18 protein-coding genes are annotated in these 21,881 nt (G+C 68.4%); 12 read left to right on the top strand and 6 right to left on the bottom strand.

Translation table 11 applies throughout. The features are described 5' to 3' along the window. Nucleotides 1–51: 51 nt before the first annotated feature. Complete coding sequence (locus NF4_RS00275; RefSeq protein WP_063125292.1) at nucleotides 52–600, bottom strand: hypothetical protein; 549 nt, start codon at nucleotides 598–600, stop codon at nucleotides 52–54. Beyond that, nucleotides 597–875, bottom strand: coding sequence for a helix-turn-helix transcriptional regulator (locus NF4_RS00270; RefSeq protein WP_084532743.1), 279 nt, complete (start codon nucleotides 873–875; stop codon nucleotides 597–599). The genes NF4_RS00275 and NF4_RS00270 overlap by 4 nt, the downstream gene beginning before the upstream one ends. A 117-nt stretch (nucleotides 876–992) precedes the next feature. Between NF4_RS00270 and NF4_RS00265 the strand changes: the two genes are divergently transcribed. The 6 genes from NF4_RS00265 to NF4_RS00240 all read left to right on the top strand — a co-directional run bounded on the left by NF4_RS00265 (nucleotide 993) and on the right by NF4_RS00240 (nucleotide 6,977). Then, on the top strand, nucleotides 993–1,850 hold the full coding sequence (locus NF4_RS00265; protein ID WP_063125290.1) for an aldo/keto reductase: 858 nt from the start codon (nucleotides 993–995) through the stop codon (nucleotides 1,848–1,850). Nucleotides 1,851–2,287: 437 nt separating this feature from the next. Then, nucleotides 2,288–3,013 carry an enoyl-CoA hydratase gene (locus NF4_RS00260; RefSeq protein WP_063125289.1) on the top strand — a complete coding sequence of 242 codons (726 nt, stop codon included), beginning with the start codon at nucleotides 2,288–2,290 and terminating at the stop codon, nucleotides 3,011–3,013. Next, the gene (locus tag NF4_RS00255) at nucleotides 3,013–4,158 is read left to right on the top strand and encodes an MBL fold metallo-hydrolase (protein WP_063125314.1); all 1,146 of its coding nucleotides are present in this window, start codon (nucleotides 3,013–3,015) and stop codon (nucleotides 4,156–4,158) included. Before NF4_RS00260 ends, NF4_RS00255 begins: the two co-directional genes overlap by 1 nt. Before the next feature lie 34 nt (nucleotides 4,159–4,192). After that, a complete protein-coding gene (locus NF4_RS00250; protein WP_063125288.1) occupies nucleotides 4,193–4,435 on the top strand; it encodes an antitoxin in 243 nt (80 codons plus the stop codon). A 50-nt stretch (nucleotides 4,436–4,485) separates the two neighbouring features. Continuing rightward, nucleotides 4,486–6,708 carry an ATP-dependent DNA ligase gene (locus NF4_RS00245; RefSeq protein ID WP_063125287.1) on the top strand — a complete coding sequence of 741 codons (2,223 nt, stop codon included), beginning with the start codon at nucleotides 4,486–4,488 and terminating at the stop codon, nucleotides 6,706–6,708. Between the two features lie 86 nt (nucleotides 6,709–6,794). Beyond that, on the top strand, nucleotides 6,795–6,977 hold the full coding sequence (locus NF4_RS00240) for an antitoxin (protein ID WP_030522773.1): 183 nt from the start codon (nucleotides 6,795–6,797) through the stop codon (nucleotides 6,975–6,977). A 7-nt stretch (nucleotides 6,978–6,984) separates the two neighbouring features. On the opposite strand, the gene NF4_RS00235 is transcribed toward NF4_RS00240, so the two are convergent. Together NF4_RS00235 and NF4_RS00230 are read right to left on the bottom strand one after the other, a co-directional pair. After that, on the bottom strand, nucleotides 6,985–7,719 hold the full coding sequence (locus NF4_RS00235; protein ID WP_063125286.1) for a CbiQ family ECF transporter T component: 735 nt from the start codon (nucleotides 7,717–7,719) through the stop codon (nucleotides 6,985–6,987). After that, complete coding sequence (locus NF4_RS00230) at nucleotides 7,716–9,830, bottom strand: ABC transporter ATP-binding protein (protein ID WP_063125313.1); 2,115 nt, start codon at nucleotides 9,828–9,830, stop codon at nucleotides 7,716–7,718. Before NF4_RS00230 ends, NF4_RS00235 begins: the two co-directional genes overlap by 4 nt. Before the next feature lie 212 nt (nucleotides 9,831–10,042). Here NF4_RS00230 and NF4_RS00225 point away from each other — a divergent pair, with 212 nt between their 5' ends. Both NF4_RS00225 and NF4_RS00220 read left to right on the top strand, forming a co-directional pair. Further along, nucleotides 10,043–10,957: a cation diffusion facilitator family transporter gene (locus NF4_RS00225; RefSeq protein WP_269749557.1), complete on the top strand. Its 915-nt coding sequence runs from the start codon at nucleotides 10,043–10,045 to the stop codon at nucleotides 10,955–10,957. A gap of 41 nt (nucleotides 10,958–10,998) precedes the next feature. Continuing rightward, complete coding sequence (locus tag NF4_RS00220; protein WP_063125284.1) at nucleotides 10,999–12,051, top strand: AraC family transcriptional regulator; 1,053 nt, start codon at nucleotides 10,999–11,001, stop codon at nucleotides 12,049–12,051. Nucleotides 12,052–12,057: 6 nt separating this feature from the next. Here NF4_RS00220 and NF4_RS00215 read toward each other — a convergent pair whose 3' ends face one another. Both NF4_RS00215 and NF4_RS00210 read right to left on the bottom strand, forming a co-directional pair. After that, a complete protein-coding gene (locus NF4_RS00215; protein WP_063125283.1) occupies nucleotides 12,058–12,834 on the bottom strand; it encodes a metallophosphoesterase in 777 nt (258 codons plus the stop codon). A 500-nt stretch (nucleotides 12,835–13,334) separates the two neighbouring features. Then, nucleotides 13,335–14,081, bottom strand: a complete 747-nt coding sequence (locus NF4_RS00210) for an RluA family pseudouridine synthase (RefSeq protein WP_063125282.1) — start codon at nucleotides 14,079–14,081, stop codon at nucleotides 13,335–13,337. Between the two features lie 276 nt (nucleotides 14,082–14,357). On the opposite strand from NF4_RS00210, the gene NF4_RS00205 reads away from it, so the two are divergent. From NF4_RS00205 to narJ, 4 genes are all read left to right on the top strand, one after another. Further along, entirely contained in the window at nucleotides 14,358–15,596 is a 1,239-nt protein-coding gene (locus tag NF4_RS00205; RefSeq protein WP_063125281.1) for an MFS transporter, read from the top strand. A 198-nt stretch (nucleotides 15,597–15,794) separates the two neighbouring features. Next, entirely contained in the window at nucleotides 15,795–19,484 is a 3,690-nt protein-coding gene (locus NF4_RS00200) for a nitrate reductase subunit alpha (RefSeq protein ID WP_063125280.1), read from the top strand. Beyond that, a complete protein-coding gene (gene narH / locus NF4_RS00195; RefSeq protein WP_063125279.1) occupies nucleotides 19,484–21,163 on the top strand; it encodes a nitrate reductase subunit beta in 1,680 nt (559 codons plus the stop codon). The genes NF4_RS00200 and narH overlap by 1 nt, the downstream gene beginning before the upstream one ends. Continuing rightward, on the top strand, nucleotides 21,160–21,881 hold a 722-nt coding region (gene narJ / locus NF4_RS00190; RefSeq protein ID WP_063814463.1), incomplete at its 3' end, for a nitrate reductase molybdenum cofactor assembly chaperone. The genes narH and narJ, both read left to right, overlap by 4 nt.

Genomic DNA, 21,881 nt, shown 5'->3' with positions numbered 1-21,881 from the left:
GGGCTTTCGGCGCGGGTCGGAGCCGGGCCACGGTGGGTCCGCTGCCGTCGCTCAGTTCTCCGGTTCCGCGTCCGAGCGATTCCAGGCCAGGATCATCGCCGGTGCGCAACCTCCGGCGAGCACGGTCGCCAGGACCATCACGCCGCCCGCGTAGGCGGTGCGGAAGGCGTCGGCCTCCGGGAACAGCGCGCCGCTCCAGATGAGATACATCATCGGAAGCACTGTCAGGGATTGGGTGACAGTGAGACCGAACGACCGGGCGGTCTCCCGTTGCGCGAACTCCAGTTCGTCCAGTGTTTCGGCCGGCGCGTTGTCCTGGACCTGCGAGACGATCCGCAGCATCGTCCAGGACGGTAGGAAGACCAGTGCGCTGAGGCCGGCGAACAGTGCCGCCCAAACGAGTCCGAAGGCGCAGAGCAGGCCGGTGACGAAGAGCACGGTGAGCGCGACGATCACCACGACCACCAGGGCTCGGCGGCGCGGGGCGGTGCGCCAGCCCGGCAGCATCCCGGCGATCTGCTTCTCCCGGATCAGCCAGCGCCGGACACGGCGGGCTCGGTATCGGTCGAGCAGGGTGGTCGGTTCGGTGGCGGCGGTCATGGCTGCTGTCCTTTCTCGCGGGAGTACACCTCGGCCGATAGGGGGGTGAATTCGGTTCGGGAGAACACCGCCTCCACCGGCAGCCGGAACACCTCGCATATCCGCAGGGCGAGGTCCAGGCTCGGGTAGTGGTTGCCGCGTTCGAGCGCGCCGATCGTCTGGGGGTTGACGTTCACCGCTTCGGCCAGGGCCGCTCGCGACATCCGGTGTTCGGCCCGCAGTACTGCGATCCGATTGAAGATCGGTAGTGTTTCCCCGCGCCTTACTGGGCTCACACAATGAAGTGTTGTAAAAACACAACGATATGTCAAGTAGATCCGTAGCCGAGCGGTCGATGGACACGTACCGCCTGTTCGTTGACCTGCCGCCGAAGCGCTTCTACCGTCGAGGCGGTGACCACTAGACGTGAGAGCGGTGTAGTTCCTCCGATCGTGTTGAACGACGGGAGTCTGATCCCACAGCTCGGTTTCGGGGTGTTCCAGGTTCCGGCGGACCAGGTGTTCGACACCGTCACCGCCGCGCTGAACGCGGGTTACCGCAGTATCGACACCGCGGCGATCTACGAGAACGAAGAGGGCACAGGCCGTGCCATCAGGCATTTCGGCCTACCCCGCGACGAGGTCTTCGTCACCACGAAACTGTGGAACGCCGACCAGGGTTACGACTCCACCCTGCGCGCGTTCGACGCGAGTATGCAGCGGCTCGGGCTCGACTACCTGGACCTGTATCTCATCCACTGGCCGGTTCCCGCCGCTAATCGTTTTGTGGACACCTTCCGCGCGTTCCAGCGTCTGAAGGCCGACGGCCGGGTCCGTTCCATCGGGGTCTCCAATTTCCGGATCCCGGACCTGGAGCGGGTCATCGCCGAAACCGGGGAGACCCCCTCGGTGAACCAGATCGAGTTGCATCCCCGGCTGACCCAGCCCGAACTGCGCGATTACCACGCCGAGCACGCCATCGCCACGGAGGCGTGGAGTCCGCTCGGGCAGGGCACCGTACTCGACGATCCGGTGATCACCCGGATCGCCGGTGAGGTCGACCGCACGCCGGCGCAGGTGATCATCCGCTGGCATCTGCAACTCGGCAACGTGGTGATCCCGAAATCGGTGACCCCGGCCCGGATCGTGGAGAACTTCGACATTCTCGGGTTCGAGCTGTCGGCCGATCAGGTGCAGGCGATCTCCGCGCTGAACTCCGGGTCCCGCACCGGCGCCGACCCGGAAACGTTCGCTTTCGGCCTGGAGAACTGAACCGGGCTCTGTGTATATCGGCGCGCCTTCGGCGCGCCTTCGGCGCGCGGGTCGGGGCCCTGTGACCCCGGTTCTTCACTCCGGCGCTCAGTCGCTGCGCTCCTTCGCTCTGTCGCTCCAGAACCGGGGGCGGGCCCGACCGCGGACGTGGACCATCCGGAGTAGACGGAAGGTGTCGTCGGACGTGCGCCTCGACCAGCCTGGGCAGGTTCACGACTCTGTAAGTGCTCAACGGTCGCCGGTCTATGGTCGGTCGACCGCACGCGCTCAGTCGCTGCGCTCCTTCGCTCTGTCGCTCCAGAACCGGGGCGGGCCCCGACCATCGAGGAAGCGCATCAACAAGCTTCCCCGGGCCGGTCACGCTCCTGTGGCAGAGTGGCAGTAGCGCCTCGTTATCGGCGGTTGTATCGGTATTCGTTCAGCGGGGAAGGACACACATGCTCGGGGTCAGCCGTGACGGCGACGTCGTCACCATCGAACTACAACGCGAGGAACGGCGTAACGCGCTGAACCTGGACCTGGTCATCCGGCTGCGGGAGGTGCTGTCCAACGCCCGCCTCGATTCCCGGGCGATCGTGATCACCGGTAGCGGCTCGGTGTTCAGCGCGGGTGCGGATCTGGACGGTGTGTACTCCACCGAGTTTCTCGACGCCCTGCTGGACATGCTGCACGAGGTCGAGTCCATGCCGGTTCCGGTGATCGCGGCGTTGAACGGTCCGGCGCTGGGCGCGGGCGTGCAATTGGCGATGGCGGCGGATCTGCGGGTAATGGCCCAGGACTCCTACCTCGCCATACCGGCGGCGAAACTGGGCATCTCGGTGGACCGCTGGACCACGCGCCGGCTGGTCTCGCTGATCGGCGGCGGCCCCGCCCGGACCGTGCTCCTCGCCGCCGAGCCGATCTCGGCTTCCGACGCCTACACATTCGGTTTCGCGAATCGGCTCGGCACGGTGGCCGACGCCCAGGGCTGGGCGAAATCCATCGCCGAGCTGGCGCCGCTGTCGCTGCGGCACCTGAAACTCGAACTCAACGACGACGGCACCCGAGATCCGGCCAACCGCGAACAGCAGGCCGCTTTGGAGGCAGCATGGTCCAGCGCGGATGCGGAAGAGGGCAGGCAGGCCCGGCAGGAGAAGCGTCCCGCCAAGTTCGTGGGCAAATGATGAAGGCCCGCACTGTCGCCGCCGCGGCGGCCGGTCTCGCCGGAATGACCGTCTTCGGCTGGGTGGCCCGAGCCCTGGACGGATTGCCGGCCGCGCTCGGCGCCTCCGTCTCCGCCATCGCGCCCACCGCCACGGGGGCGCGAAGTTATCGCGACCGCCAATTCCACAACACCGAACCCGCGGCCCCGATCGTCGTGCGCGAGAACCCGACCGGTTTGTTGTCCATGGTGGCCGGTATGCGCGCGGGCCGGCCGAAGGACGCGGTGCCGCTGGCCCGGCCCGAGCATCCGGGTGTGGCCGCCGATCTCGCGGTCACCTGGTACGGGCATGCCAGCGCGCTGATCGAGATCGACGGGTACCGGGTGCTCACCGATCCGGTGTGGAGCGAGCGCGTCTCGCCCTCCCGGCTGGTCGGCCCGTCCCGTATCCATCCCGCCCCGGTCGCGCTGGAGGAGTTGCCGCGGGTGGACGCGGTGGTCATCTCACACGACCACTACGACCACCTGGACGCCGACACCATCGCCACGCTGGTTCGCACCCAGCAGTCGGTTTTCGTGGTGCCGATCGGTGTCGGCGCGCATCTGCGGCACTGGGGCGTACCGGAGGCGCGGATCGTCGAATTGGACTGGAACTGTTCGTATTCGCTGTCCGCGGCCGACGGTGACCGCCCCGAACTCACCATCATCTGTGCCGAGGCCCGGCATTTCTCCGGTCGTGGACTGGTGCGCAACACCACGCTCTGGGCGGGCTGGGCGCTGGTGGGCCCGAAACATCGCGCCTACTTCGGTGGAGACACCGGATTCACCAAGGCGTTCGCGGCCACGGGCGCGCAGTGGGGTCCGTTCGATCTGACCCTGCTGCCGATCGGCGCCTACGACCCGCACTGGGCCGATATCCACATGAATCCGGAGGAGGCGGTGCGCGCGCACGCCGATCTGTGCCTCGGTGAACCGGAGCACGGCGTCCTGGTGCCGATCCATTGGGCGACGTTCAACCTCGCGCCTCATCCCTGGGCCGAACCGGTCCGTCGGCTGGTGGACGCGGCCGCGGCGGTGGATACCGAGATCGTGGTACCGGTGCCCGGACAGCGGCTCGATCTGCACGACCTCCCGCCGGAGCGCCGGTGGTGGGAAGATATGGAGTGAACACTTCCGCACAGTGACAGGGAAGGAATCGGCTATGAGCTTGATGGAGAACCTGAAGAACCTGGTCGGCAAGGGGCAGGAGACAGCTGCCAAGAACTCGGACAAGATCAACCAGGCGGTCGACAAGGCCGGGGATTTCCTCGACCAGAAGACCAAGGGGAAGTACTCCGACAAGATCCAGAAGGGTAAGGAAGCCGCCCGCAAGGTGGTTCCGCCGGAACATCCGGACGGTGGCCCGGGCCGGCCCGGCGGACCGGGCCCGGATTCGCGTCCGTGACCTACGGCGCGGCGCCGAACGGGGTTGTCCGCCCGCGGATGTGATCCGGGGTGCGCCGGAGTTTCGGAGGTGAGCCGGGACAGCCGGATATCGAGGTCCGGCTGAGCAACCCGGACAAAGTGCTGTATCCGGCGACCGGCACCACCAAGGGCGAGGTGCTCGAGTACTACGCCGAGATCGCCCCGGCCATGCTGCCGCATATGGCGGGCCGGCCGGTCACCCGCAAACGCTGGCCCGACGGTGTCGGCGCGTCCTCCTTCTTCGAGAAGAACCTGGCCGCCGGCACCCCGTCCTGGGTGCCGCGGCGTACCCAGCGGCATTCCGACCGCGCAGTGACCTACCCGGTGATCTCCTCGCAGGCCGGGCTGGTCTGGCTGGGGCAGCAGGCCGCGCTGGAGATCCATGTGCCGCAGTGGCGCTTCGACGGTGACGAGCGCGGTCCGGCGACCCGGCTGGTGTTCGATCTGGATCCCGGGCCCGGCGCGGGGCTGTCCGAATGCGCGCGGGTGGCGCTGGGCATCCGGGATATGGTCGGCGAGATCGGGATGCGCGCCTACCCGCTGACCAGCGGCAGCAAAGGGATCCACCTCTACGTTCCACTGGACCGCAGGCTCGGCCCGGGGGGTGCGTCGACGGTGGCCAAACAGGTGGCGGAGAACCTGGAGAAACTGCTGCCCGATCTGGTGACGGCCACCATGGCGAAGGAGGTCCGCGCGGGCAAGGTGTTCCTGGACTGGAGCCAGAACAATCCGGCGAAGACCACGATCGCGCCGTATTCGCTGCGCGGCCGGGAGGAGCCGAACGCCGCGGCGCCGCGCAGCTGGGACGAGATCGAGGACGGGGCGGGGCTCCGGCAGTTGCGTTTCGACGAGGTACTGCGCCGCTACCGGTCCGACGGTGACCTGCTCGCCGGTCTGGACCCGCCGCTCGACGACGCGCTGACGAAGTACCGGTCCATGCGGGACCCGGCCCGGACGCCCGAACCGGTACCCGCCGAATCGCCCCGGAGCGGCCCGGGAGATCGATTCGTCGTCCACGAACACCACGCGCGCCGCCTGCACTGGGACGTGCGGCTCGAGCGGGAAGGCGTCCTGGTCTCGTGGGCGGTGCCCAAGGGTCCACCGGACAGCCCGCGCCAGAACCGCCTCGCTGTGCACACCGAGGACCATCCGCTGGAGTACCTGGATTTCCACGGCACGATCCCATCCGGCGAGTACGGCGCGGGGGAGATGTCGGTATGGGACACCGGCACCTACCGGGCCGAGAAGTGGCGGGACGACGAGGTGATCGTGGTGCTGCGCGGGACCCGGTTGAACGGCCGGTACGCGTTGATCCGCACCGAGGGCGATCAGTGGCTCATGCATCTGATGAAGGATCAGCCGGCGCCCGGGGCCGACCTCCCGCGCGGTCTGGCCCCGATGCTCGCCACCAGCGGTGATGTGGCGGCGCTACCGGAATCGGAGTGGGTGTTCGAGCGCAAATGGGACGGCTTCCGGCTCATCGTGGAGATCGAAGCGGGTGAGCTCCGGTTGCGCAGCCGGACCGGTCACGATGTGACCGCGCAGTATCCGCAGCTCGCGGAGCTGGCCGCCGATCTGGGCGGGCATCAGGTGGTGCTGGACGGGGAGATCATCGTCCGCGACCCGGACGGCGCGGTCAACGTCGCCCTGCTGAAAGCGAATCCGCGACGGGCGGAATTCGTGGCCTTCGATCTGCTCTACCTGGACGGCACCTCACTGCTGCGCAAACGCTACCGCGACCGCCGCCGGGTCCTGGAGGCACTCGCCGCGACCGCGCCCGCCCTGCGGGTGCCGCCGCCGTACGAGGGCAGCGGCGCGGATGCCGTGCGGCAGAGCGAACAGGACGGGGTGGAGGGGGTCGTCGCCAAGAAGGTCGATTCGGTGTACCTGCCCGGTACCCGCGGCCGGACCTGGGTGAAGCAGCGCAACTGGCGGACCCGGCAGGTTGTGGTCGGCGGAATGCGGCGCAGCCGCGCCCGACCGTTCGCGTCACTGCTGGTGGGCATTCCCGCCGAGGACGGGCTCGTGTACGCGGGACGGGTGGGCACCGGATTCGGGGATGCGGGTATGCGCGAGTTGGCCGCACGGCTGCATCGGCTGGAGCGCAAGACCAGCCCGTTCGTCAACGAGATGTCGGCGGACGAACGCCGCGACGCGATCTGGGTCACGCCGAAAGTGGAAGGCACTGTGCGCTACATGGATTGGACCGAGACCGGCCGGCTCTGGCATCCGGCGTGGCTGGGCGAACTGTGACCGCCGTCGCCACCGGTGATGTCGCCCGTATGTCGAATCCCCTGGGTACTGTGATGTTCGAGCGATTTCGAGCAAGGAGTACGACAATGGATTTCAAGGGTCTGGCGAACAAGGCATTGGGTTTGGCGCGCAAGAACGCGGACAAGGTCGAGCCGCTGATCGAGAAGGTCGGCGACGCGGTCGACAAGAAGACCGGCGGCAAATACGCGGGGCAGGTGGACAAGGCGCAGGAGGCGGCCCGCAAGGCCGTGCGCGACCAGAAGAAGTAAAGACCTCTTACAGGAGAATCTCCACGAGCAGGGCCGCGGCGCAGACGATTACCACGACCGCCAGCGCGAAGGCGTCGTTGCGGCCGGGTGCGGCCGGGCGGGCGGTGAGCTGTCCTGTCCCGCCGCGGGCGGTGATCGCCTCGCCCAGTTCGCCGGCCCGCCGGGTGGATACCGCCATGGAGGCGGTGAGGATATCGATCACCGGATCGGTGGTGCGGTGCAGTAGATCGGGTTTGGGGCGCAGGCGGCGGGCGGCGCGCAGGATACGGATCTCCTCGAGCAGCAGCGGGAGGCCGCGCAGGGTCAGCGCCACCACCACGGCCAGTTCGTCCACCGGTACCCGCAGGCGGCGCAACGGTCGGCCGAGAGTGGCCAGTGCGGGCGCGATTTCGCTCATGGGGGTGGTCCAGGCGATGAGCATGGACGCGGCCACCAGGATCAGCCCGAACACCACCACCTGCGCGTAGCGCAGTACGGCGGCGCCGCCGACGGGCACATTGATCAGTGCGCCCAAGGCGATCAGCAGCCAGAACAGCAGCGGCAGGCGGGGCAGGACCCCCAGCGGCAGCCGGGCCACGAGGCCGATCGCGATCAGGAACACGATCATGATGCCGAGGATCGGCCAGCTCGGCAGGATCATCAGCAGCAGGCTGATCAGGAACGCGGCGATCATCTTGGTTCCGGCCCACAGGTTGTGGACCGGACTGGCCACCGGGACCCGGCGCAGCAGGACGGTGCTCATCGGGTGCCTCCGTGGTCGATTCCGTGGGCGTCGCCGCGCAGCCGCCAGGCCGCGCCCGGTGCCCGGCGGTGCGCCGGGCCGGGCGGGTGGACGGCCGGGATGGGCGTGGTGTCGGCTTCGGTACCGGGCACCGGGGCGGCCGCCGTCTCGGTTTCCGGAATGCGGCCCGCGCGCAGGTGGACGGTGCGATCGCAGATGGCCGCCACATCCTCGACATCATGGGAGATGACGACCAGCGTGAGCCCCGAATCGCGCAGCCTGGCCAGTAGTTCGACGATATCGGCGCGGCCCTCGGGATCCAGCCCGGCCAGCGGTTCGTCCAGAACCACCACCTGCGGGTGGGCGGCGACGATGGCGGCCAGCACCACCCGTTTGGCCTGACCGCCGCTGAGTTCTTCGATGGACCGGGTGGTCAGGGAGCGGTCCAGACCGACGGCGTCGAGGGCTTTGCCCACGGTGCCCGAACCGGTACCCTCCCCGCCCCAGTCGGCGATCTCCTCGCCGACGGTATGCCGTTGCAGTTGCAGCCGGGAGTGCTGGAAGGCCAGTTCCACCCGCCCGATCTGTTTGCTGACCGGTTTGCCCGCCAGCTCGCAGCGTCCGGTGCTGGGCGCGATGAGTCCAGCCATGATCCAGGCCAGGGTCGATTTCCCGGATCCGTTGCCGCCGACCACCAGCAGCGCTTCCCCACGGCGTACCGACAGGTCGACACCGTGCAGCGCGGGCGCCTCCCAGGGTGTGCCGCGGTTGTAGGTGTGCCGGACACCGCGCAGTTCGAGCAGCGTCTCGCCCATCGGGCGGCGGCGCTGGGCACTGGCCGGTTTCGGCCAGGCGGGCAGCCGGTCGACCATCCGCCCGGCGGCCAGGTGCACCACCCGGTCGGCGGCATCGGCGTCGGCTTCGTGATGGGTCACCAGGACGACGGCCATGGCATGCCGTTTCGGCAGACCGGCCAACAGCGTCACCAGTTCCCGGCGGCCGTCCGGGTCGATCATGGAGGTGGCTTCGTCGGCGATGAGCAGGGCCGGGCGCCGGGCCAGTGCCGCCGCCACCGCCAGTCGCTGTTGCTGGCCACCGGACAGGGTGGCGGTCTCCCGGTCGCCCATCCCGTCCAGTCCGACCTCGTGCAGCAGGGCGTCGATATCCACTTCCGCCGCGAGAGCGGTGGGTAGCCCCCAGACCACATCGTCGGCGACCAGCACACCCAGCGTCTGGCTTTCCGGCCGCTGTAGGACCAGCGCCGTTCCGCCCAGATGGCCGAGTCCGGCGGAGCCGGGGCGCTCGACCGCGCCGCTGCTCGGCGGCAGCCCCGCCAGCAGCCGGGTCAGGGTCGATTTACCGGACCCGTTGTGGCCGACCACCGCGACGAACTCGCCGACCTCGACCCGCAGGTCGACACCGGTCAACGCGTCGGCGGCGGCGCCGGGGTACCGATATCCGGCCGCGCGCAGCGTCACCGGCAGGGGTGCGATCGGGCGGTCGTCGGCGGGGGCGTCGAGGCGGTCGGTGCCGGGCAGCCAGGTGAGGCGGTCCAGGACGGAACCGAGCACGAACCACGAGACCAGTGCGGTGACCACGGTCCCGGCCAGGACGGTGCCGCCGATGTAGACCCACCACCACTGCAGGACCACATCGGTGATGTGCAGGACGCCGCGGCCGAGCGGTTCCAGATGCTGCTGGCGGGAGGTGAGTTCGGCCAGGCCGGTCGCGGTGTTGCGGACGGTGTCGAACAGCAGGTCGCGGGTGGCCGAGAAGGCCAGCAGGAAGCCGACCGAGAAAGCGCCCCAGGCGACGCCGGCGAGAACCGACAGCCCGGTGACCGCGACGATACCGCCGTGGCGGCGTTTGACCGTGCCGACGATGCCGCCGATGGTGGCCGTGGCGACCATCGCCATGGCGGCGGTGAGGCCGGCCGCCACGAAGGTGACCAGGGCGGCCGAGATCGAGGCGGTGAGCACGGTCCGGAATCGGTAGCGGTGGGCGAGCAGACCCATGGGCACGGCCGCAACCAGCTGCAGGGCGGCCGCGAACGGGATCACGGCGCCGACGGTCACCAGTCCGACGGTGACGCCGCCGAGTACCGCGCCGGTGGCGAGTTCGATCGGGCGCAGCGCACTGCCGCGATAGGTCCGGTTCGGCGCTGCGCCGTGGTGGTCGCCGCCGTGCCCGCTGCCGGGCCCGGTCGCGCCGGGCACGGGCGCGCCGGGTTCGCCGGTGCGGGGGGCTGCGGACTGGTCGCTCACGTACTCGAGTCTGCCAGCCCGGCGGGTGGGCGCGAATCGACGGTGTTGCAAGCATGCGCATTGACGCATATGTTTGTCGCGTGGGACATGATCATACGCATCACGTATCGCCGGAGAGCGCCTCGGGAAAATATGTCGGCCGCCTGGCGTCAGCGCTGGCCATCGGCCTGGGATTCATGCTGGTCGAGCTGGTGGTCGCGCTGGCCACCGGTTCGCTGGCGCTGCTGTCGGACGCCGCCCATATGCTCACCGATGTCGTGGGTATCGCCATGGCGCTGTCGGCCATCATGCTCGCCCGCAATACCCGGCCCAGCTACACCCGCACCTTCGGCTACTACCGGGCCGAGGTGATCGCCGCGCTCGCCAACGCCGTCCTGCTGTTCGCGGTCGCCGGGTACGTACTGATCGAGGCGGTGCGCCGGTTCGGGGAACCGCCGGAGGTGCCCGGTGGGCCGGTGCTGGCCGCCGGTGCCATCGGCCTACTGGCCAATATCGCGGCCTTCCTGCTGCTGCGGCGCGGGGCCGAGGAGAGCCTCAATGTGCGCGGCGCCTATCTCGAGGTACTGGCCGATATGGTCGGGTCGTTCGGCGTGCTGCTGTCCGCCGCGATCACGCTGACCACCGGCTGGCTCTACGCCGATATGATCGTCGGCGTCGCCATCGGCCTGTGGGTGCTGCCCCGGACCTATCTGCTGGCCCGGCGCTCGCTGCGCATTCTGTTCCAGCACAGTCCCGAAGAGCTCGACGTCGAGAAGGTAGCGGCCGAACTGGCCGCGGTCCCCGGGGTCTGCGATGTCCACGACCTGCACGTCTGGACATTGACCTCGGGTATGGAGGTCGCGTCGGCCCATATCACCACCACGGGATCCGATTCCGGTGACGAGATACTGCGCGCGGCCCAGCGCCTGCTCGCCGACCGCTACCACATCCACCACGCGACCCTTCAGGTGGAGACCACCGATACCGCCCGCCGGTGCGCGGAGCTTTCCTGGTGACCACATAGTGATCAATCGAGATATTCGGCCATAATGTCGCCATGGTGCAACGTCCGTCGATCCGCGACTGGGACTTCCCCAGGGGAGTCGCCAGTGTCGCGCTCATGGCCGGATACGGCGCGGAGCACGGAGTTCCCGTCACCGCACTGCTGCGCGGTACCGATCTCACCGAAGCTCGGCTGCACGACCCGGACGCCCAGATCGACGCGCACACCGAACTCGCGGTGGTGCGCAACCTGGTCCGCGAACTCGACCGTCCCGGGATGGGCATCGAGGTGGGCCGGCGCTACCGCATCACCACCTTCGGCATCTTCGGCTTCGCCTGTGTCAGCAGCCCCACCCTGGCCGAGGCGATCGATTTCGCCCTGCGCTACCTCGAACTGAGCTTCACCTTCTGCCTGCCGGTGACCCAGTGGGAGCACGGGGAATTCATCGGCCGCATCCACGACGAGGCGGTGCCCGCCGACGTCCGCCAGTTCCTGGTGGAGCGCGATGTGACGGCGATGCACCAGGTGATGAGCGATCTGCTGGGCAGGCACCTGGCCCTGCTGCGCGCCGAATTCCGGTTCCCCGAACCGTCCTACGCCGACCTGATCGCCGAGGTGACCGTGGCCCGGCCGCGGTTCGGGCAGCCGCACAACCTGGTGGCCATCGACCCGGCGATCCTGGACCAGCCGCTACCGCAGGCCAACGAACACACGCTGGCCATCTGCCTGGCACAGTGCCGGGATCTGGTGCACCGGCGGCGGGCGAGAACCGGCATCGCCGCGGAGGTGCGCGCGCGGCTGGTGCCCCGCGGCGGTATGGACGGGCTCACCGCGCCGCCCGGTATCGACACCGTGGCCGCCGATCTGAACATGAGCACCCGCACCCTGCGCCGGCATCTCGACGCGGCCGGTACCAGCTATCGGGCCCTGCTGGACGAAGTACGCCAAGCCTTGGCGGAGGAGATGCTGACCACCACCCCGCTGTCGGTGAGCGATGTGGCGATCCGGCTCGGCTACGCGGAGGCCTCGACCTTCATCTACGCGTTCCGGCGCTGGACCGGCGGCACCCCCGCCGCCTACCGGCGAGCCCGCGCCGGCCGGTACTGAACCGGATCAGAACGGCGTACCGATCCAGCCGCCCATCGGGACGCTACGGAAATGGGTGATCAGCCGATGCTCGTCGTCGATGACGTGCAGCGCGACCGCCGGGTCCGGCGCGTAATCCATCACCCGCTCGGGCGGGGCGAGTTCCCACTCACCGCCCAATACCGAGGCGGTACTCGGGCCCATGAGCAGCGGACGTCCGGCGAAGGTGGCGACCGCGGCGGTGTGCGCGTGCCCGGTCAGCGTGCCGATGATCCGCTCGTCGCCGGTGATGACCGCGGCCAGCCGCTCCGGCCCGGCCAGCGCGATGGGGTCCACGATCGGGCTGTGCAGGAAAACCGGGGGATGATGCAGCGCCAGCAGAACGGCATCGTCGGCGGGAGTATCGGCGAGGGTCTCGTGCAACCAGTCGTAGGTCTCGTCGGTCAGCCGCCCAGCGGACTGCCCGGGAACACTGGAATCGAGCAGGATCAGCGTGACACTGCCGACCCGGTGCACCTGGTTGATCGTGTCGTCGAGCGGGGGGACGCCGAGCAGCACCTCCCGGAACGCCGCCCGTTCGTCGTGGTTTCCCGGAATCGCCAGCACCGGTAGATCGGCCTGCAGCGCCGCCCGGGCCTCGGCATACTCCTCGGGTTTGCCGGAATCGGTGATATCGCCGGTCACCACGATCACATCGGGCCGCCACCGCAGATCCGCGAGATAGGCCATGACCCGCTGCGCGCGTTCGGCGTTACGGGTGCCGAGATCGAAATGTGGATCGCTGATCTGAGCCACCAAAATCATCGGACGCTCCTGTGCTTTTTTGCGGCGCCTCCGGCGCGCCGCGGGGTCGAGGCCCCCTCGGTCCCGCCGTTCAGCGCCCGAGACTCGCGCCTGCGGCGCATGCACTTCGGGCGCTGAACGGCGGGACGGGCCTCGACCTTTCAGGGTCTCGTAAGACTCGACACCGCGTGGGGTCCCGGTCCGGTGCTGGGTCCGTCAACCAGCTTAGGGCAGTTGGCCAGTGCAAACAGTGCGGGTATGAGGGAGGACACCACGGGGGCGGGGCGCGGCGGGATGTGGCCGGGACCGCTGCGGTTCGAACCGGTCGCGAACGCCTCGGTATCGGTGAGAGCAGGGCTTGAAAGGCGCAGTTCGCCGGCGACCTGGGCCGGTATCGATCGCAGAGAGGTGTCGAAGACCACGGCCGAAGCCGATCCGACCGGTCCGCCGATGGTGATCGGTTCGCCGGGTGAGCGCGGTATTGACGGGGGCCTCGGCGGTGACCGCATGGTGTCCGTCGTTCACCGAGGCCCCGGCAGGGCAGGCGGTGGGCCGGGTAGCGGTGACCAGAAATCGTCGCCGGGCGGGGCTTCCAGCTCCAGTCTGCCGTCAGGGCGCCAGTGGGCGGCCAGGCCGAGGCGCCAGGAGTGCAGATGGGCGCGCGGGATCGTGCCGGAGCGGTCGAACAGGGGATCGCCGAGGATGGGGTGGCCGATCCAGGCCAGGTGTACGCGCAACTGGTGGCGGCGGCCGGTGATCGGGCGCAGCGCTACGACGGTGTGCTCGTGGTGGCGGGCGAGGACGGTGAACTCGGTGGTCGAGGGGTAGTTCCGGGTGTTCAGCAGATCGCTGTCGGCGACGGACCAGCGGGTGCCGTCGCGCCGGATCGTTTCGCGCGGGGCGGCGACCCGGACGCGGTTCTTGCGTCCCACACCGAGCGGAAGATCGATGCTTCCGGCGTCGGGGAGTTCGGCGGCACCGGCGTCGACGATCGCCAAGTAGACCTTTTCGGCGGTCTGCTTGTTGAACTGGCGGGTCAGCGGGCCGTGGGCGGACAGTTCCCGGGCGAACAGGATGAGGCCCGAGGTCACCTTGTCGATTCGGTGGACCGGGTACAGCTGCTCGCCGTGCGCCTCGGCGGCATCCACGATATCGATATCGTGGCGCTCTCCGGTGACCGATATCCCGGCCGGTTTGTTCAGGGCCAGGACCGCCTCGTCCTCGAGGAGCAGGCTGCGGGCGCGCAGCTCGGGCCAGTCGATATCCACCGGTCGAGCCTAGGAGCCGGATGCGGGGGGTGGACGGGCAGGTTCCGGCGGTGCCGGTGATACGACGAAACTCCGGGAATCCCGGGTGAGCCGGGAGTCGGTCCCGTAGCGGGCACAATGGCGACAGCGCGGCCGTGAGTCAGTGATATCGCGATAATGGCGGTTCGGGAAGGCCCGGCCTTCCCGGCCGCGTTCGATGACCGAATCGCCCGTCGAGCGGTTGGACCAGGTGTCCACCGGGCGCGAGAGCTAGCCGGACCGATCTCCCCAGGAGTGATGGTGGCCTCTTCGACCCCGCCGAATCCCGGCCCGGTCACCGCCGGCGACCGTACCGTGACCGGCGGGCGCACCCTGATGCTGGTCCTGGCCACGGTGGGCTTCGCGCTCAATTTCTGGGCGTGGGCGCTGCTGAGCCCGCTGGCGCCGCGGTTCCGCGACGAGCTCGGGCTGAATTCCTTCCAGGAGTCGCTGGTGGTGGCCGTGCCGGTGATCGTGGGTTCGCTGGGCCGGATCCCGATCGGTGCGCTGGCCGACCGCTACGGCGGGCGACTGATGTTCCCGGTGGTTTCGCTGATCACGGTGCTGCCGGTGCTGTTCCTGGGCCTGGTCGGGCATTCCGCGTTGGCAGCCCTGCTGATCGGCGGTTTCTTCCTCGGTATCGGCGGCACGGTGTTCGCGGTCGGAGTGCCGTTCGTGAGCGCCTGGTTCCCGCCCGAGAAGCAGGGGCTGGCGATCGGTGTGTACGGGATGGGCATGGGCGGGACCGCGATCAGCGCCCTGACCACGGTGCGTCTGGTGGACGCGGGCAATACCGCCACACCGTTCCTGCTGTGCGCGGTCGCGCTGCTGATCTACGCGAGCGTCGCCTGGTACCTGCTGCGTGACGCACCCGGTCGCACCCCGCCCACCGAATCCGTCACCGCCCGGCTGAACCAGACCGTGCGACTGCCCGCCACCTGGGCGGCTTCGGCGCTCTACGCCGTGTCCTTCGGCGGCTTCGTGGCCTTCTCCGTCTACCTGCCCTCCTATCTACGCACTGCCTACGACCTGTCCCAGACCGACGCGGCCAACCGTATGGCCGGGTTCGTGCTGCTCGCCGTGGTCATGCGGCCGGTCGGCGGCTGGCTGGCGGATCGGTTCGACGCGCCGACGGTCCTCGCCGCCACGCTGTGTGCCGTCGTGATCGCCGCCTCCGTACAGGCCACGACCCCGGGCCTGGCGCCGGTGGGCACCCTCGCCTTCCTGGTGCTTGCCGCCGCACTCGGTGCGGGCAGCGGGGCCACTTTCGCGCTGGTCGCCCTGATCGCGCCCGCGGGCAAGGTCGGGGCGGTCACCGGTTTCGTGGGGGCCGCCGGTGGGCTGGGCGGTTTCGTGCCACCGCTGGTGATGGGCTCCATCTACGAGGCGACCTCCGACTACGGCCCGGGTCTGCTGGCGCTCGCGGTGGTGGCCCTGGTCGCGCTGCTGTTCACGCTGATCGTGGTGCGCCACCAGGTGGAGCGGAATCACAGATGAGGCGGTACCTCCGCCTTCGCTGCGGCCTCCGCCGACGGATGTACCGGTTGTGAAGGAGTTTCCATGAGGCGGTACCTCCGACTTCGCTGCGGCCTCCGCCGACGGATGTACCGGTTGTGAAGGAGTTTCCATGAAGCGGTACCTCCGGCAAGGCTTCCGCCTTCGCGGACCGAATGCGCACACTTCGAAGGAGGTTCTATGACGCACCGCGGCTCGGGGCGGGCGGGGCTCGACGACGAACTGACCGATGCGCTGGTGGGTACCCGGCGGTTCTTCACCCGCGCGCAGATCTCGTCGGACCGGCGTTCGATGTTCGAGGTGGGCGGGCGCCAGGCGGACGAGTTCTATCGGGACCGCTGGAGTCACGACAAGGTGGTGCGTTCCACGCATGGCGTGAACTGCACCGGCTCGTGTTCGTGGAAGGTCTATGTCAAGGACGGGATCATCACCTGGGAGACCCAGCAGACCGACTATCCGTCGGTGGGGCCCGACAAACCCGAATACGAGCCGCGCGGGTGTCCGCGTGGGGCCGCGTTCTCCTGGTACACCTACTCGCCGACCCGGGTGCGCTACCCGTATGTGCGGGGTGTGCTGCTGGAGATGTACCGCGCCGCGAAGGCCGCCACCGGGGATCCGGTGACCGCCTGGGAAACGATCGTCGAGGACCCGGATTCGGCGCGGCGGTACAAATCCGCGCGCGGCAAGGGTGGTCTGGTGCGGGCCACCTGGGACGAGGCGACCGAGATGATCGCGGCCGCCCATGTGTACACCATCGCCCGGTACGGTCCGGACCGGATCGCGGGGTTCTCGCCGATTCCGGCCATGTCGATGGTGTCGCACGCCTCCGGCGCCCGGTTCGTCTCGCTGGTCGGCGGGACGATGCTGTCCTTCTACGACTGGTACGCGGATCTGCCGGTGGCCTCCCCGCAGGTGTTCGGCGACCAGACCGATGTCCCGGAATCGGGGGACTGGTGGGACGCGGGCTATCTGATCATGTGGGGGTCGAATCTGCCGGTGACCCGGACCCCGGACGCGCACTGGATGGCCGAGGCCCGCTATCGCGGGCAGAAGGTGGTCGCGGTCTCCCCGGACTACGCCGACAATGTGAAGTTCGCCGACGAATGGCTGGCTCCGCATCCCGGTACCGACGGCGCGCTGGCCATGGCGATGGGGCAGGTGGTGCTGCGCGAGTTCTTCGTGGAACGGGAGGTGCCGTATTTCACCGACTATGTGCGCCAGTTCACCGATCTGCCGTTCCTGGTCCGGCTGGAGGAGACCGACGGCGCCTACGCCCCGGGCAAGTTCCTGACCGCCGCCGACCTCGACGAGCACGCCGGGGTGGAGAACGCCGCGTTCAAAACGGTGATGCTCGACGGGGACGGCCGCCCGGTGGTCCCGAACGGTTCGATCGGGCACCGTTACGGCGAAGCCGGGGTGGGGAACTGGAATCTCGACCTCGCGGGTGTGGTGCCCCGGCTGACGCTGTTCGGCGAGACGGCGGTGCCCGTGCTGCTGCCCCGGTTCGACACCGTGGGCGGCGACGATACGACGATACGACGCGGCGTGCCGGTGCGTCGGGTGAACGGTCATCCGGTCACCACGGTGTTCGACCTGATGCTGGCGCAGTACGGGGTACATCGGGACGGCATGCCCGGGGCCTGGCCCGTCGACTACGACGATTTCTCGCAGCCCTACACTCCGGCCTGGCAGGAAACGATCACCGGTGTCCCGGCCGCGGCGGTCCTGCGGATCGCGCGCGAGTTCGCGGCCAATGCCGAGGAGAGCCACGGCCGTTCGATGATCATCATGGGCGCCGGGACCAACCACTGGTTCCACTCCGACACGATCTACCGCGCGTTCCTCACCCTGACCACCCTCACCGGATGCCAGGGCGTGAACGGCGGCGGCTGGGCGCACTATGTGGGTCAGGAGAAATGCCGCCCGGTCACCGGGTGGACACAGCTGGCCTCGGCCCTCGATTGGTCGCGTCCGCCGCGCCAGATGATCCAGACCGCCTTCTGGTACTTGCACTCCGACCAGTTCCGTTACGACTGGTTCGGCGCCGACAAACTCTCGGCCACTCCGGGCGCCGGCCGGCTGGCGGGTATGAGCACCGCCGATGTGATCGCGCAATCCGCGCGACTGGGCTGGATGCCGTCGTATCCGACCTTCGACCGCAACCCCCTGGAACTGGCCGATTCCGCCGCGGCCGAGGGCGGCTCGGTGGCGGGCTACGTGGTCTCCGAATTGCGTTCGGGACGGATGCGTTTCGCCTGCGAGGACCCCGACGCCCCGGAGAACTTCCCGCGGATACTTAATGTGTGGCGGGCCAACCTGCTCGGTTCCTCGGCCAAGGGCAACGAGTACTTTCTCGAACATCTGCTGGGCACCGAATCGTCGCTGCGCGCCAAACCCACTCCGGCCGGCGCGCGCCCGCGTGATGTGGTGTGGCGGCCGGACGCGCCGCGCGGCAAACTCGACCTGCTGCTGACCCTGGATTTCCGGATGACCAGCACCACCCTGTTCTCCGATATCGTGCTGCCCGCCGCGACCTGGTACGAGAAGCACGATCTCAACACCACCGATATGCATCCGTTCGTGCACTCGTTCAACCCCGCCATCGCCCCGCCCTGGCAGACCCGCACCGATTGGGACGCCTTCCGGACGATCGCCGAGAAGTTCAGCGAACTCGCCGGTCCGCGGCTCGGGGTCCGCAAGGATGTGGTCGCGGTGCCGCTGTTGCACGACACCCCCGATGAACTCGCCACCCCGCACGGCCGGGTCGCGGACTGGAAGACCGGGGACGCCGAACCGGTCCCCGGGGTCACCATGCCGAAACTGGTGGTGGTCGAGCGTGATTACGGCGCGATCGCGGCGAAGATGAACGCGCTGGGCCCGCTGGCGGAGAAACTCGGCGGCACCACCAAAGGGGTCACCTTCGATTTCGGGCCGGAGGTCGAGTACCTGCGGCACAAGAACGGCGTGATCCGCGGCGGACCGGCCGACGGGCGGCCGTCGTTGCAGCGCGGTATCCAGGCGTGCGAGGCCATCCTGGCGCTGTCCGGCACCACCAACGGCCGCCTCGCCACCGAGGGTTTCCGCACCCTCGAACAGCGCACCGGCGTGCGGCTGGCCGATCTGGCCGCCGACCACGAGGGCAAACAGATCACCTTCGCCGATACCCAGGCCGCTCCGGTACCGGTGATCACCTCACCGGAATGGTCGGGGTCGGAAACCGGGGGTCGCCGGTACTCGCCGTTCACCATCAATATCGAACGCCGCAAACCCTGGCATACGCTCACCGGCCGCCAGCATTTCTATCTCGACCACGACTGGATGACCGAACTCGGCGAGGGACTGCCGGTGTACCGGCCGCCGTTGAACATGGCCGCACTGTTCGGCGAACCCGTGCTCGGTTCCACGGGGGAGCTTGGCGTCACCGTCCGCTATCTCACTCCGCACAGCAAATGGTCCATCCACTCCGAATACCAGGACAACCTGTTCATGCTGAGCCTTTCGCGCGGCGGGCCCACCATCTGGATGGCGCCCGCGGACGCGGCGACCATCGGGGTGGCCGACAACGAATGGGTCGAAGCGGTCAACCGCAACGGGGTGGTGGTGGCCCGGGCGGTGGTCTCGCACCGCATGCCCGCCGGAACCGTGTACATGTACCACGCGCAGGACCGGCTCATCGATGTGCCGATCAGTGAGACCTCGGGGCATCGCGGCGGTATCCACAATTCGCTGACCCGGCTGCTGGTCAAACCCAGCCATCTCATCGGCGGCTACGCCCAGCTCAGTTTCGCGTTCAACTATCTCGGACCCACCGGTAATCAACGCGACGAGGTGACCGTGATCCGTCGTCGCAGCCAGGAGGTGAGCTACTGATGCGGGTGATGGCGCAGATGGCGATGGTGATGAACCTCGACAAATGTATCGGCTGCCATACCTGTTCGGTCACCTGCAAACAGACGTGGACGAACCGGTCGGGCGTGGAATACGTGTGGTTCAACAATGTGGAGACCCGGCCGGGGCAGGGGTATCCGCGCACCTACGAGGATCAGGATCGGTGGCGCGGCGGCTGGGATCTGAACTACCGGGGCAGGCTGCAACTCAAAGGCGGCGGCCGGTTGCGCAAATTGTTCACCATCTTCAGCAATCCCATCCTGCCCGCCCTGAGCGATTACTACGAGCCCTGGACCTACGACTACGAGAATCTGACCACCGCGCCGGCCCAGCGGCACACTCCGGTCGCCCGGCCGAAATCGCTGATCAGCGGCCGGGATACGAAAATCGAATGGTCGGCCAACTGGGATGACGATCTCGGTGGCGCACCCGAATACGGCAACCGTGATCCGCTCCTACGCAAACTTTCCGAACATGTGCGTTTCGAATTCGAGCAGACCTTCATGTTCTATCTGCCGCGGATCTGCGAACACTGCCTGAATCCGTCTTGCGCCGCCTCGTGTCCCTCGGGCGCGATCTACAAACGCAGTGAGGACGGCATCGTCCTGGTGGACCAGGACCGGTGCCGGGGTTGGCGGATGTGCGTCTCGGGCTGTCCGTACAAGAAGGTCTATTTCAACCACCGCACCGGGAAAGCCGAGAAGTGCACCTTCTGTTTCCCGCGGGTGGAGGTCGGATTGCCGACTGTCTGCGCCGAGACCTGCGTGGGCCGGCTGCGTTATATCGGGCTGGTTCTCTACGATGCCGACAAAGTGCTGGAGGCCGCGGCCACCCCGGACGAACACGGTCTCTACGAAGCACAACGGGAGGTCTTCCTCGACCCCGCCGACCCGGAGGTGCGGCGGGAGGCCGAACGCGCGGGTATTCCGTGGGACTGGGTGGAGGCCGCCGACCGGTCGCCGATCTATTCGCTGATCAACACCTATAAAGTCGCGCTGCCCCTGCATCCGGAATACCGCACCATGCCCATGGTCTGGTACATCCCGCCGCTGTCGCCGGTGGTCGATATCGTGCGGGATACCGGCCACGACGCCGAGGATCACGGCAATCTCTTCGCCGCGATCGAGGCGTTGCGAATTCCGGTGGACTATCTCGCGCAGTTGTTCACCGCGGGCGATCCCGGACCGGTGACCGCGGTCCTGCGCCGGCTGGCCGCCATGCGCAGCTATATGCGCGATATCAATCTGGGCCGGGAACCACAGGAGCGCATCGCCGAGGCGGTCGGTATGTCGGGTGAGCAGATCTACGATTTGTTCCGCCTGCTGGCCCTGGCCAAATACGACGAGCGCTATGTGATCCCGCCCGCGCACACCGAAACGGCGCACGGGCTGGAGGAACTCGCCACCGAATGCAGCCTCGACTACGCGGGCGGTCCGGGAATGACCGGCTCCGGTCCCTTCGGGGAGAGCTCGGGCGGGGTGTCGCCCATCGCGGTGGAGAACTTCCGGATGCTGCGCAACCGGCAGACCTCCGAGACCCCCACCAGCGTCGGCGGCCGCGGCCGGGTGAATCTGCTCAACTGGGACGGAAAAGTCCCCGATGGGCTGTTCCCGCCGGAGGGGGTCGGCCCGGCAACCGGGGACGTGGAGCCGCCGCGATGAAGGCGGCCAAGGGGAAGGTCCCCGACCCGGCCATCCGGGCCGCTGCCTGGCAGGTGCAGTCCCTGCTGCTCGGCTACCCGGACGAATCCCTGCACCGCAGACTCGACCTGCTGAGCACGGTGGCGGCGACGCTGCCCCCACCGGTCGGTGCCCCGCTCACCCGGTTTCTCGGCCATGTGCGGACCCGGTCGGTCTTCGAACTCGCCGCCGACTATGTGGCGACCTTCGACCACCGCAAACGATTCAGCCCGTATCTCACCTATTTCGCCTACGGTGACACCCGCAAACGCGGTGTCGCCCTACTGCGTTTCAAACAGGCGTATCGAGCCGCCGGTCTGCAGCTCTCCGACGAGGAACTGCCCGACCATCTGTCCGTGGTGCTCGAATTCGCCGCGGCCGATAACGCGGAGACGGGTTTGCGACTGCTCACCGAGCATCGTGCCGGTCTCGAGGTGATGCGCCGGGGGCTGCGGGACACCGGTTCACCCTGGGCCGATGTCCTGGAATCGATCACCGCCACCCTCCCCGCTCTCGTCGGTTCCGAACAGGACGCCGTCGCCCGGCTCATCGCCGCGGGTCCCCCGGAGGAAGCCGTCGGTCTGGCGCCGTTCGCTCCGCCGCAGTATCTGCCCGATCCGGTCGTACCACCGGCGCCCAGGAGCGCCTCTGGAGTCATGGAGGCGGCCGCGACCTACTCGGGATCGTCGGCATTCGAGGT

The organism is Nocardia fusca NBRC 14340, assembly GCF_001618425.1.
Classification (GTDB): domain Bacteria; phylum Actinomycetota; class Actinomycetes; order Mycobacteriales; family Mycobacteriaceae; genus Nocardia; species Nocardia fusca.
The sequence above is the reverse complement of the archived record's forward strand: the minus strand, read 5'-3'. Positions and strand labels throughout refer to the sequence as shown.

Excerpts from the sequence above, each read along its gene's own strand:
- NF4_RS00250 (WP_063125288.1), top strand. The coding sequence starts at position 4,193 with ATGAGCTTGATGGAGAACCTGAAGAACCTGGTCGGCAAGGGGCAGGAG.
- NF4_RS00205 (WP_063125281.1), top strand. The coding sequence starts at position 14,358 with ATGGTGGCCTCTTCGACCCCGCCGAATCCCGGCCCGGTCACCGCCGGC.
- NF4_RS00260 (WP_063125289.1), top strand. The coding sequence starts at position 2,288 with ATGCTCGGGGTCAGCCGTGACGGCGACGTCGTCACCATCGAACTACAA.
- narH (WP_063125279.1), top strand. The coding sequence starts at position 19,484 with ATGCGGGTGATGGCGCAGATGGCGATGGTGATGAACCTCGACAAATGT.
- NF4_RS00255 (WP_063125314.1), top strand. The coding sequence starts at position 3,013 with ATGAAGGCCCGCACTGTCGCCGCCGCGGCGGCCGGTCTCGCCGGAATG.
- NF4_RS00235 (WP_063125286.1), bottom strand. The coding sequence starts at position 7,719 with ATGAGCACCGTCCTGCTGCGCCGGGTCCCGGTGGCCAGTCCGGTCCAC.
- NF4_RS00220 (WP_063125284.1), top strand. The coding sequence starts at position 10,999 with ATGGTGCAACGTCCGTCGATCCGCGACTGGGACTTCCCCAGGGGAGTC.
- NF4_RS00240 (WP_030522773.1), top strand. The coding sequence starts at position 6,795 with ATGGATTTCAAGGGTCTGGCGAACAAGGCATTGGGTTTGGCGCGCAAG.
- NF4_RS00200 (WP_063125280.1), top strand. The coding sequence starts at position 15,795 with ATGACGCACCGCGGCTCGGGGCGGGCGGGGCTCGACGACGAACTGACC.
- NF4_RS00275 (WP_063125292.1), bottom strand. The coding sequence starts at position 600 with ATGACCGCCGCCACCGAACCGACCACCCTGCTCGACCGATACCGAGCC.
- NF4_RS00215 (WP_063125283.1), bottom strand. The coding sequence starts at position 12,834 with ATGATTTTGGTGGCTCAGATCAGCGATCCACATTTCGATCTCGGCACC.